Source organism: Streptomyces sp. AA4, from assembly GCF_000158875.1.
In the GTDB taxonomy this organism is placed as follows: domain Bacteria; phylum Actinomycetota; class Actinomycetes; order Mycobacteriales; family Pseudonocardiaceae; genus Amycolatopsis.
Map to the genome: position 1 here is coordinate 853,581 of NZ_GG657746.1, position 11,460 is coordinate 865,040.

An 11,460-nucleotide genomic window follows, 5' to 3' on the forward strand; every position below is an offset into this window, starting at 1 on the left:
GCAGGCTCGTGCGTTTCTTCGGCAGCATCCGCAAGTGGAAACAGTGACGAGGACATGACGGCTAGCGCACTCACCGCAGTATCCGAGCCCGACCTGCCGGGGGAGGCGACGACCGGCCCGCCCGCGCGGTTCAAGCTCAGCTGGCTGGCGTCGACGCTGGCGGTGCTGGCCGGCGTGGCCGCGGTCGCCTGGCACGCCACCCGCTACGGGCACTGGATCGTCGACGACGCGGCCATCACGTTCTCCTACTCGCGCAGCGTCGCCGAGGGGCTCGGCCCGGTGCTGGCCCCCGGCCAGCCGCCGGTGGAGGGCTTCTCGGACCCGACCTGGATGATCCTGCTCGCGCTGGGCAAGGTCGTCGGCCTGTTCGACAAGGGCCTGCTGTTCGGCATCCCGGACTACGTGCTGTTCCCCAAGCTGCTCGGCCTGTTCTTCACCGCGGGCATCCTGGTGCTGTGCCACCTGGTGGCCCGGCAGGTGTTCCGCCGGCACGCGTGGGCGATCACGCTGTTCACCGGCCTCGGGCTGGCGGCGATCCCGTCGTTCGTGATCTGGGTGGTCTCCGGCCTCGAGAACTCGCTGTTCGCGTTCTTCACCACCGCGCTGGCCGCGCTGCTGTTCACCGCGCTGCGCAAGGAAAACTCGCTGTCGTTCAAGGTCGCGATCGGCGCGGGCGTGCTCGTCGCCGCGGCCGCGCTGACCCGGCCGGAAGGCCTGATCTACGCCAGCGCGTACCCGATCGTCCTGCTGTTCGGCGTGAAGCGCGAGGGTTTCTGGCCCAGCTTCCGGTCCGCGCTGGTGTCGATCGCGGCTTTCGCCGTGCTGTTCGGCGGTTACGTCGTCTGGCGCTACACGGAGTTCCACCGGCTGCTGGCCAACCCTTCGGTCGCCAAGAAGCAGGGCCTGCCGACGTTCGGCTCGATCGTCCGGCCGTACCAACTGGTGGAGTACGCCGGAATCGCGCTGACGCTCGTGCTGCTCGCCGTGGTCGTCTGGGCCCTGGTCAAGGTGCCGTGGCGGCGTCCGCTCATCGGTCTGGTGACGCCGCTCGCGCTGGGCGTGATCGCGTACGGCGTGATGGTGCCGGACTGGATGGCGCAGTACCGCTTCGCGACGCCGGTGTGGGTGCTCGGCATGCTGTGCGGCGTCATGGCTTTCGCCGAACTGCTGCGCGCGCTGCCGAAGGTGCAGTGGCGCGCGGTCGCGGCGCTGGTGCTCGTGGCCGCTTCGGTCCCGTCGGCGATCGGCTTCGTGCATCACGACGAGGAATTCGTGAAGAGCCCGACCGTCCCGGCCTGCCTGATCGCCGACCGCTTCGGCCGCGGTTTCAACACGTACGCGGACATGCTCGGCCTGCAGCACGCGTCGCTGCTCCTGCCGGACCTCGGCGGCTCGTCGATGACCAGCCGGCTCGAACTGGTCGACATGGCGGGCCTGGTCAACGCGCCGATCGCGGACCTGACGCACAAGGGCGACATCGCCGGCCTGCGCGACTACGTGTTCGACACGGTGAAGCCGACGTTCATCCACTCGTGGGGCCCGTGGGCGGACGGCAACGAGATCAGCATCGACCCGCGCATCGACCGGGACTACGTGCCGATCCTCGTGTACCCCGGCCCGGGCAAACGGCAGGGCGACTTCGTCCGCAAGGACGCGGTGACCGACCCGGCGAAGCTCGCGGCGGTTCAGCACTACGCGCAGGTGACGATGATGGACGTCGAAGCGCAGCGATTCGGGGACGGTCTGGACGACTGCGGCCCGACGTTGTCGCGGGGGAGCACGATCGCTCCGCGGGGTTAGAGCGCCAGCCATAGTGCGCACGTCGCCGCTGCCAAGGACAGCGGCGTCGTGAGCGCCCCGAGCTTCAGGAACTCGCCCACTGGCGGATGCTGTCCGTGCCGGACGACGACGCGGCGCCACAGGAGCGTCGCCAGGGAGCCGAGGTAGGTCGCGTTCGGGCCGATGTTCACGCCCAGCAGCACGGCCATCAGCACGCCCTGGTTCGGGTGCGGGCCCAGGACGGACAGCAGGATCAGCGTCGCGGGCAGATTGTTGACGACGTTCGCCAAGACCGCGGCGACGGCGGCGGCGAGCAGCAGTTCCGGCAGCCCAGCCGTCGTCGGCAGGATCGTGCGGAGCAGGCCGCCGAGGACGTGTTCGTCCACCGCCTCGACCACCACTGCCAGGGCGAGCACGAAGAGGACCAGCAGCGGGGACGCCTCGGTGACCACCTGCCAAGGCCGGATCTTCCGCTCCGCCAACGCCTTCGCGGCCAGGACGAGCGCGGTCAGCGCGGCGATCCACACCGGCTCGACGTGCACCAGCTGGCCGGTCGCGAAGCCGACCAGCATGACCGCCAGCACCACGAGGGTGAAGACCGGCGCGCGGCGGTGTTCGGGCTGGCGCGTGCTGACCGGTTCGCGGAGGTCCTTGCGGAAGAACCAGGCGAACGCGGCGAGTTCGACGGCGAGCGTGACCAGCCAGGGCAACGCCATCAATGCGGTGAAACCGGCGAAGGTGAGGCCGGAAGCGGTGAACGCGAGCAGGTTCGTCAGGTTCGATACGGGGAAGAGCGTGGACGCTGAGTTGGCCAGGTGTGCGCACGCGTAGACGTGCGGGCGCGCGGTGAGTTTCAGTTCTGCTGCGGTGGCGAGGACGACCGGGGTCAGCAGGACGACGGTCGCGTCGAGGCTGAGGACGGCGGTGACGATCGCGGCCGCGGCGAAGGTGAGCAGCAGGAGCCTGGGTTGCCGCCCGCGGCAGATTTCGGCGAGTTCGGCGCCTAGCCAGGTGAAGACGCCTTCCGCCGCGGCGAGGTGGCTGACCAGCAGGATCGCCGCGAGAAAACCCATCGTCGGCAGCATCTGGACGACCCGCACGCCCGCTTCGTGCGGCGAGGTCAGGCCCAGCGCGAGGACGACACCGGCGGCGGGGACCGCGAAGACAGCTTCCGGGAGGCCGCGCGGCCGCGCCATGGCGAACCAGAGCGTGCCGGCCAGAAGCAGCAGCGACAGGGGACCGTTCACCCCCGAACGCTAGCCGCCGCGAGATCTCAGATCCCCGCCGGTTCCGGCACTCCCGCTCCGCGGTCCAGCACCCGCTCCTTCTCCCGGATCACCGGCAGCACCTCCCGGCCGAAATGCTCGACGTCTTCCAGATAGTGCAAAAACCCGAGCAGCAGCAGGTTCGCGCCGCGCTTTTTGTACTCGATCGCCCGGTCCGCGATCTGCTCCGGCGTCCCGATCAACCCGGTCCGGAAGCCGTCGTTGTACTGCACCAGGTCCGCGAACTCCGAATCCGCCCACATGCCCTTGGTGTCCGAAGTGGACTTCCCGGCCTGCTTGACCGCGGAGCGGAATCCTTCGACGGCGGGCACGTTCGCCTTCGCCACGATCTCCCGCAGCACCTCGCGCGCCTCGGCTTCGGTCTCGCGGGCGATCACGAACCCGTTGAGCCCGAAGCGCACCTCGTGGTCGTTCTCCGCGGCGTACCCGCGCACCTCGTCGACCTGCTCGCGGAAACCGGCGAAATCCTTGCCATTGCTGAAATACCAGTCCGAAACGCGACCGGCCAGCTTGCGCGCCGCGGTGGAGTTGCCGCCCTGGAAAACTTCCGGATGCGGCCGTCCGGGGCCGGCGACCGGTTTGGGTTTGATGTCGAAATCGTGGATCCGGTAGAAATCGCCGCGGAACTCGGCGTGGTCGTCGGTCCACAATTCCTTGAGCACGCGGATGAATTCCTCGGAACGGCGGTAGCGCTCGTCGTGTTCGAGCCACGGTTCGCCGAGTCCGGTGAACTCGTCCTTGAACCAGCCGCTGACGACGTTCACCGCGGCCCGGCCGCCGGAGATGACGTCCGCGCTGGCGACGAATTTCGCGAGCACGCCGGGCTGCCACAGTCCAGGGTGGACGGCCGCGATGACCTTCAGCCGCTGCGTCGCGAGCAGCAGCGCCAGGCTGAAACCGGTGGATTCGTGCTGGTAGGCGGCCCCGTAGCTGGCGGTGTAGCGGACCTGGGTGAGCGCGTATTCGAAGCCGTTGTTCTCGGCGAGCACGGCCAGTTCGCGGTTGTACTCGTAGCCCCAATCGGTGCGCTGCTCGATGTCGCTGGTGACCAGGCCGCCGCTCACATTCGGGACCCAGTAAGCGAATTTCAGGGGTTCGTGCGGGTGCGATGCGGTCATGGCGGGGAGTGAAACAGCGGGCCGGAAGGGGGTCAACGCGCGTCCACGCGGTGGAATGTGCCAGCCGGTGCCCGGGGCCGCGCGGTCTGCCGGGTACGCTGTTTCGGCGGACGAGCTGGCAGGACGGTCGCGGCCCGGGTTCTCCCGGTCCGAGGAAAGTCCGGACTCCGCAGGGCAGGGTGGTTGCTAACGGCAACCCGGGGCGACCCGCGGGACAGTGCCACAGAAAACAGACCGCCCCCGTCTCGCGACGGGGGTAAGGGTGAAACGGTGGTGTAAGAGACCACCAGCATCCCGGGTGACCGGGATGGCTCGGTAAACCCCACCCGGAGCAAGGCCAAGAGGGAGCAGCGCTCCTGCGCAGGCGATCGAGGGCGGCCCGCCCGATGCCTGCGGGTAGGCCGCTGGAGCCTGCCGGCGACGGCAGGCCGAGATGGATGACCGTCGCCCGGTCCGCCGCGAGGCGGCCCGGGAACAGGATCCGGCTTACATGCCAGCTCGTCCGCCCGATCGCTACGATCGGGCGCATGGGTCAAGCCGTCGCCGCCGCCGTCGCCTTCCGGACCACCTTCGACGCTCTGCACGCCCCCGTCTACTTCGCGCCAGAGACCCAGCAGCGGCTCGCCGCCGCCGGGCTCAAACCGGGGTCGATGACCTACTTCGCCAGCCGCGCCGCGGCGATGGGCCAGGTCGGAGCGGGGGCAGTCACCGCGACCTTCTACAGCTTCAGCCCCAGCCTGATCGCCCATTTCGTCCCGCGCGTCTGGACGCTCGCCACGCCGGAGGCCGTGCTGGAGGCCCGGCTCGCCGCGGTCGACGAGATCTACCGCAGGCTGTTCGGCGACGAGACGCTCGCGTCCGCCGAGGTCGCCGAAGCGGCCGCGCTCGCGCGCGAAGCCACCGAGGGCTGCCGCCCGGAGGGACGCCCGCTCTACGCCGCCCACGCGGACCTCGCTTGGCCGGAACAGCCGCACCTCGCGCTGTGGCACGCGATCACCCTGCTGCGCGAGCACCGCGGGGACGGACACGTCGCGGCGCTGACCACGAACGGCCTGCCCGGCCTCGAAGCGCTGGTCACGCACAGCGCGACGGCGAACGGCACCCCGCCGGACGCCGCCAAGCGCACCCGCGGCTGGAGCGACGAGGAGTGGGACGAGGCCGCGACCCGGCTGACCGTCGACGGAATCCTCGACGCGGACGGCGCGCTCACCGAGCGCGGCCAGGAACTGCGCGAACGCGTCGAGACGGCGACGAACGCGGCGGCGCGGGGCCCGTGGCAGCACCTCGGCGAGGAGAAGACGGCCCGGCTGGAGCAGCTGTGCGCTCCGCTCAGCCGCCGGGTGATCGAGGCGGGCGCGATCCCGAGCGCGGCCTTCCGGGCCTGATCCGCGAAACGATCGGGAACTGCCCGGGATCACGCTTTGTAGTGAACAATTGCGCACATCGGACGTGATGGTGACCGTAATCGCATCAGAGAGTGATCAATTCCGGATTGTTTTCCAGTCCGGTTGTCACTCACCGGACTCGCGGCGGAACGCCGATCGGGGCATGCCACACTGGTGCCTGCCCGACACGCCGGTCCGGAGCGCACCGAGAGTGAGCGTCGCGCGTTTTGCGGAGCCGCACCGCCGGAACACTGCGCAATCCGGGTGGCTTGGGTTATTCCGGAGCACCCTTGCCACGATGATGGAGGGCGAGGAATCCTGACCATCGGACCGCAGTACCCGCCCATTGACCACAAGTCGACATCTACCGAATATCTACGCAGCGCGCTTTGACCATTACCCCTTGTAACGCCATGATGGTGTTCGTAGCTTCGCCGAAGCCAGAACAGCGCGGCGTCCGCCGTGCACCGGGAGTATCGCGATGACCAGCATGACCGCCCTCGAGACTTTTGTGGCCGAAGGGATCAGCACCGGCAACGTCCGGACCTGGCTGCTCGACAACATCATCCCGCTCGTGCTGCTCGCGGTGGCTCTGCTCCTGCTGTGGCTCGGCGGCGGCAAGGGCGACAACGCGGGCGTCATGCGGCGGCTCGCCGGCGTGGTCATCGCGCTCGCGATCATCGGTCTCGCGGTCAGCGGCGCGGGCGTGAACGTGGGCCAGTGGATCGCCGGCCTGTTCACCGGCTGAGGCGGGGCTGGCGTGCGGATCAGGACCGATGACGAGGTGTACCGGGTCGATGCCGTGTGGCTCGGCCCGCCGAAGGCGACTTTTCCCTGGCGAGCCCGCTACGTGGCCTGGCTCGTCGGCATTCCGGTCTTCCTGGTCGTGCTCACCGTGGAGCGGTGGGTCGGCTGGAGTTTCGGGTTTTTCTCCACGGCGTGGGCGTTCGTGGCCACGATCGTGATCACCCGGCTGATCACCGCCAAGATCAGCCACGAGCGTCCGCTGGGCGCGGTGATCGCGATGATGGGCCAGGAACTGCGGACGCCGAGGGAGCGGACCTCGGGCGAGGGCGGCGCGGTGAGCGCCAGCCGGGTCCGGGTGCGGGCGGAGCGCCCGCTGCCGAAGCACAAGAGAAGGCGGCAGTACCAGCACCGCGACCCCCGTCGCGGTGCTGGCGCGAGTGCCGGGAAACAGGGAGCACCACGAGCGCGCCGGAGCCGCCCCGCGGCTCGGGCCGGGAGGTAGTCGTTGTTCGGTCGCGGCGGAAGCCGAGGGAAGCGGGAGCAAGACGTTCCTGCCGGCGCGTGGAACGCGCCTTCGCAGGGCCGTCCGCCGTCCGGCGGCACGAAGTCCGGCGGCAAGGGCCGCAGGCTGCCCGGCGAGCAGGCGATACCGGCGTACACGCCGTCGATCGCCGCGCGCAGCATCGACGGGCATCTGCTGCGGACCGGGTACGAGGTGTACGCCTGGTACCGGCTCGCGCCGCAGCGCTGGTCGTTCCGTTCCGATTCGCAGCGCCGCGACCTGATCGCGGCCATCGCGGGCCAGTACGCCGAACTGCAGGGCCGCTGGCTGCACCTGCGCGTCACCAACCGGCCGTACCCGATCCGGATGTGGGCCGAGGCGCACGTGCACAACGCGGTCGGCAGGCCGAACGACGTGCCGGGCGCGCTGTCGTTCGACGACTACCTGATCGGCGAGCAGCAGCAGCTGATGGGCCGCTCGATGGCGGAGAAAGAGGTCTACCTCGGCGTCCAGGTGCAGACCCGGCGCATGGTGGACCGCGCGGTCGAACGCGCCGCGCCGGTGCTGCGCCGGATCCTGCCCGAGGCGGTCGACGCCGAACTGGCCGCGCTCGACTCCGAGATCGAGCACCTCGACCAGGTCATCGGCAGCGCCGGGCTGGAAGGCCGTCCGGTGCACGCCGAGGAGATGTCCTGGCTGATGCACCGTTCGTGCTCGCTGGGCCTGCCCGCGCCGCGCAACATGCCCGCGGTGCCGGGAGCGGCGTGGGAGCCCGAGGACCTCGCCAGCTTCACCGACGCGGCTGATTTCCACGCCGACCCGTACGCGCCCACGGTCACCGTGCGCGGCCGCACCGGGTCGAACGCCGGGGTGTCGCGGCATCTCGCGGTGCTCACCGTCGGCCAGATGCACGGTCTGCAGATCCCCGAGGTCGACGACCCGTGGATCCAGCACGCGGACCGGCTGCCGGCGGCGGTCGAGGTGTCCGCGCGGATCTACGTGCGGCGTCCGGAAGAGGTGTCCGGCGAACTGCAGCGGCAGATGAACAAGGTCCGCTCGCAGGTCAAGCACTACACCGACGAGCACGAGCTGGAACCGCCGCAGTCGCTGGCCCGCCAGGCCGGCCGGGTGCTGGAGATCGACGACGAGATGACGTCGGGCTTCACCGCGCTGGCCACGCGCGTGCGGTCGTGGTGGCGCCTGGCGGTGTCCGGCCCGACCGAGCGCGACGCGCTGCGGCTGGCCCAGCAGCTGCTGGACCTGTACAAGCCGAAGATCGCCATCGAGCATCCGGAGGCGCAGTACGCGATGGCCCGGGAGTTCATCCCGGGCGAACCGCTGGCCTCGGGCGCGTACATGCGCCGCGGTTCGGTGGTGTGGACGGCTTCCGCGGTGCCCACCGCGACCGCGGAGGTCGGCGACCGGCGCGGCATCCTGCTCGGCGAAACCGTCACCGCGACGCGGCGGCCGGTGGCCTGGGACCCGTGGATGGCACAGGAAATCCGCGACGGATCGGGCCTCACCGCGATGGTCGCCGGCCTCGGCGGCGGCAAGTCGTTCCTCGGCGGCGGCATCGTCTACAAGACGCTGCGGGCCGGGGCGCACTGGACGATCCTCGACCCGTCCGGCCCGCTCTCGCGGCTGTGCGAGCTGCCGGAGATCCGGCCGTACGCGCGGCCGATCAACCTGCTCAACGCCCAGCCGGGCATCCTCAACCCGTACCGCGTGGTCGCCGATCCGCTGATCGAGCACTTCATGGACGAGGACGATCCGGAACGCTCGTGGCGGCGCGAAAAAGCGCTGGCCGGGGCGACCCGGCGCCGCCTCGTCCTCGACGTGCTCACCGGCGTGCTGCCGTACGAGGTGTCGCGGATGGCGCAGACCCGGATCGTGCTGCTGCGCGCGGTGCGCGCGGTCGGCGGCCGGTTCGACGCCGACCCGGGCCAGGTCATCGACGCGCTGCGGCGGGATTCGAGCGAGCACCACGAGCACGCGGTCGTGGTCGCGGACTTCCTCGACGAAATGCGCGAGCGGATGGCGCTGCTGATCCCGGAAACCGACGCGGACCCGTACGCGGAGACCCGCGACGACCGGATGACCGTGCTGACCATGGCGGGGCTGACGCTGCCGAAGGACGGCGTGCCGCGCGAGTACTGGACCGACGCGGAATCGCTCGGCGTGGAAATGCTGAACCTCGCGGCGTGGCTGACCCAGCGGTCGGTGTACGAGAAGCCGAAGGAACTGCGCAAGGGCGTCTGGATCGACGAGGCGTTCTTCCTGTCCGAGGTGCCGACCGGGCGCGTGCTGATGAACCGGTTCGCCCGCGACTCGCGGAAGTGGAACGTCCGGGTGCTGCTGTCCTCGCAGATCCCGGCGGACTTCCTGAAGATCCAGGGTTTCGTGGCGCTGCTGGACTCGGTGTTCGTCGGCCGGCTGGACGACGACGACGCCCAGGCCGACGCGCTGCGGCTGCTGAAGGTGCCGGTCGGCGTGGGTTACGAGCAGGTCGTCGCCGCGCTCGGCCGCCGCCCCGGCGCCCAGCGCGGGCTGGAACGCGACATGGAGCCCCGGCAGTTCATCTTCGGCGACGGGGCAGGCGGCGTGGAACGCATCCGTGTCGACTTCTCCGGACCGCATCTCGACTCGCTGCGCGCGGCCATGGACACCACCCCGGGCTCGCCCGACGCGCGCGGCAAAGCCGGCAAGGAACTCGTGGCACCCCGCGAGGACGAGCCGAAGCCGCACGTCCCCGCCCCACCGGAGGACGACGAGCTGGAACACGATTTCGAACTCCAGGCGGAACTCGAGGTCGGTCTCGCCGACGAGCAGCTGCTGGGCTCGCCGGACCCGCTCGCGTCCGAAACCGGCGAGGTGGAGGGTGCAGTGCGCAACGGACGGCAGGAGGACCGGCACGCCCGCGCCGGCGGCAAGGGCGGCGGCACCGGCAGGGATGCCGCATGACCCCCGGTGATCCGGGCCGGCCCGCGCCGGCCGTGAGGAGGCCTGCGTGAACACCGTCTTCACGCTGGCGTTCGTCCTCGCGTTCGCCGCCGGCTGGCACGCGCTGCGCAAACGCGTCAAGGAGGGCCCCAAGCCGGGCGGCCGCCGCCCGAGCAGGCGCGCGTCGCTGCTGGCCGTGGTGGCGGTGATCGGGCTGCAGACGGTGCTGTTCGCCCCCTCGGCGAACGCGGCGGCCTGCGGGGAATCGCCGAACCCGGAACGGCCGGGGGCGGGCATGGTCGGCGCCCTCGATCCGCCGGAGGGCCACGGCGAACCCCAAAGCGCCTACATCGACTACAGCTACGCGGGCATGGTCTGGAACACCTACCAGACCAACTGCACCGCGCTCTCCGCCATCGCGTCCCCCAGCTCGACCATCGACACCTGGGCCGGGAACCAGCTGTTCAACGTCGGCAAGAACATCGTCGGCGCCACGAACTCGCTGCACTACACCGTCCTCGAGGGCGGGCTGCTGAACCCGATCTACAACGCGGTCAAGTCGGGCGCGGAGAAGGTGTACAACAACATCTACGCGCAGCTGTTCGGCCTGGTCGCGCTGATCTTGTCGATCATGCTGTTCCGCAACATCTGGCGCGGTGACCTCGCCGGGGTCAGCAAGCGGGCGCTTTACGCGATGGCGGGGGTCTGGCTGGCGGCCTCGTCGCTGGCGATGCTGCGGTATTTCGATCCGATCGACAAAGCGATCGTCCAGACGACCACCAACATCCAGGCGGGCTTCGTCGATTCGTCGCAGGACCGGATCGTGCGTGACATCCTGCCCACGGACCTGCACAACCAGGTCGTCTACGACAACTGGCTGCGCGGCGAGTTCGGCTCGCCCACCGCTCCGCAAGCCCAGCAATACGGCAGGCCGCTCCTGGACGCGCAGGCGTTCACCCGCGACCAGCTGGTGAACGGCGACGACGGGAAGCAGAACGTCGTCGACGCGAAAAAGGCCGCCTTCAAAGACATCTCCACCAAACTCGGCCCGGCCACCGGCTACTTCACCGGCGAGGCGGGCGGCCGCACCGGCGCCGGGTTCCTCGCGCTGGGCCAGAGCCTCGTCTATTCGCTCTTCCAGCTGCTGGCCAAGGCGTCCGTGCTGCTCGCGCAGGTGCTGATCCGCCTGTTCGCGCTCACCGCGCCGCTCATCGGCCTGGTCGCGCTGCTGAACCCGGAGATCCTGCGCCGCGTGCTCAAGGTCGCCGGCGGCATCGCGTTCAACCTGGTCGTGCTGTCGGTGCTGGCCGGCGTGCACGCGCTGCTGCTGCAGGCGATCTTCGCCGCGGGCGACGGGCTCAACCTGCTCACCAAGATGGTCCTCGCCGGGCTCATCACCGTGCTGCTGTTCCTGGTCGGACGGCCGGTGCGGCGGCTGTGGCAGATGGTCGAGATAAAAAGACAGCATGGTCGGCGGCGCGGTGCCGACGCCCGGCGGCGGCCTGTTCTCCCGGTTCCGTCGCAAGAACGAGCCGACGCCGCAGGACCAGTTCTGGCAGAACGTCCGCGACACCGACGACGTCGTGGACGGCGACCAGCGCGGCCCGATCGGCGCGACCGTCGGCGGCGGCCGCTACCGGCCCGAGGCGGCGGTGTTCGCCAGCTCGCAGCGGCTCGACTCTCTCGCGCGCGGCCCGTCCCGC

General features: G+C 70.1%; 8 protein-coding genes and 1 other RNA gene. 7 read left to right on the forward strand and 2 right to left on the reverse strand.

What is annotated here, in order from left to right:
• Positions 1 to 54 precede the first annotated feature (54 nt).
• Positions 55 to 1,800 (forward strand): hypothetical protein, encoded by a 1,746-nt coding sequence (locus tag SSMG_RS04170; RefSeq protein ID WP_037712498.1) that lies wholly within the window; start codon positions 55 to 57, stop codon positions 1,798 to 1,800.
• On the opposite strand, the gene SSMG_RS04175 is transcribed toward SSMG_RS04170, so the two are convergent.
• The gene (locus SSMG_RS04175) at positions 1,797 to 3,026 is read right to left on the reverse strand and encodes an SLC13 family permease (RefSeq protein ID WP_009073092.1); all 1,230 of its coding nucleotides are present in this window, start codon (positions 3,024 to 3,026) and stop codon (positions 1,797 to 1,799) included. The genes SSMG_RS04170 and SSMG_RS04175 overlap by 4 nt on opposite strands.
• A 26-nt stretch (positions 3,027 to 3,052) precedes the next feature.
• Entirely contained in the window at positions 3,053 to 4,183 is a 1,131-nt protein-coding gene (gene sfnG / locus SSMG_RS04180) for a dimethylsulfone monooxygenase SfnG (protein WP_009073094.1), read from the reverse strand.
• 111 nt (positions 4,184 to 4,294) lie between these two features.
• Here sfnG and rnpB point away from each other — a divergent pair.
• The 6 genes from rnpB to SSMG_RS04205 all read left to right on the forward strand — a co-directional run.
• Positions 4,295 to 4,688: RNase P RNA component class A (gene rnpB / locus SSMG_RS42770), an RNA gene on the forward strand.
• A gap of 22 nt (positions 4,689 to 4,710) precedes the next feature.
• Entirely contained in the window at positions 4,711 to 5,568 is an 858-nt protein-coding gene (locus SSMG_RS04185; protein WP_009073096.1) for a hypothetical protein, read from the forward strand.
• 481 nt (positions 5,569 to 6,049) lie between these two features.
• Positions 6,050 to 6,316 carry a hypothetical protein gene (locus tag SSMG_RS04190; RefSeq protein ID WP_009073098.1) on the forward strand — a complete coding sequence of 89 codons (267 nt, stop codon included), beginning with the start codon at positions 6,050 to 6,052 and terminating at the stop codon, positions 6,314 to 6,316.
• Positions 6,317 to 6,328: 12 nt separating this feature from the next.
• Positions 6,329 to 6,817 carry a hypothetical protein gene (locus SSMG_RS04195; RefSeq protein ID WP_009073099.1) on the forward strand — a complete coding sequence of 163 codons (489 nt, stop codon included), beginning with the start codon at positions 6,329 to 6,331 and terminating at the stop codon, positions 6,815 to 6,817.
• Positions 6,818 to 6,820: 3 nt separating this feature from the next.
• Positions 6,821 to 9,778 (forward strand): ATP-binding protein, encoded by a 2,958-nt coding sequence (locus tag SSMG_RS04200; RefSeq protein WP_037712501.1) that lies wholly within the window; start codon positions 6,821 to 6,823, stop codon positions 9,776 to 9,778.
• A 46-nt stretch (positions 9,779 to 9,824) separates the two neighbouring features.
• The coding region (locus SSMG_RS04205) for a hypothetical protein (protein ID WP_009073103.1) at positions 9,825 to 11,460 on the forward strand (1,636 nt) is incomplete at its 3' end.

Bases quoted from the DNA above. Each gene is read 5' to 3' on its own strand.
- sfnG (WP_009073094.1), bottom strand. From the start codon at position 4,183: ATGACCGCATCGCACCCGCACGAACCCCTGAAATTCGCTTACTGGGTC.
- SSMG_RS04190 (WP_009073098.1), top strand. From the start codon at position 6,050: ATGACCAGCATGACCGCCCTCGAGACTTTTGTGGCCGAAGGGATCAGC.
- SSMG_RS04185 (WP_009073096.1), top strand. From the start codon at position 4,711: ATGGGTCAAGCCGTCGCCGCCGCCGTCGCCTTCCGGACCACCTTCGAC.
- SSMG_RS04170 (WP_037712498.1), top strand. From the start codon at position 55: ATGACGGCTAGCGCACTCACCGCAGTATCCGAGCCCGACCTGCCGGGG.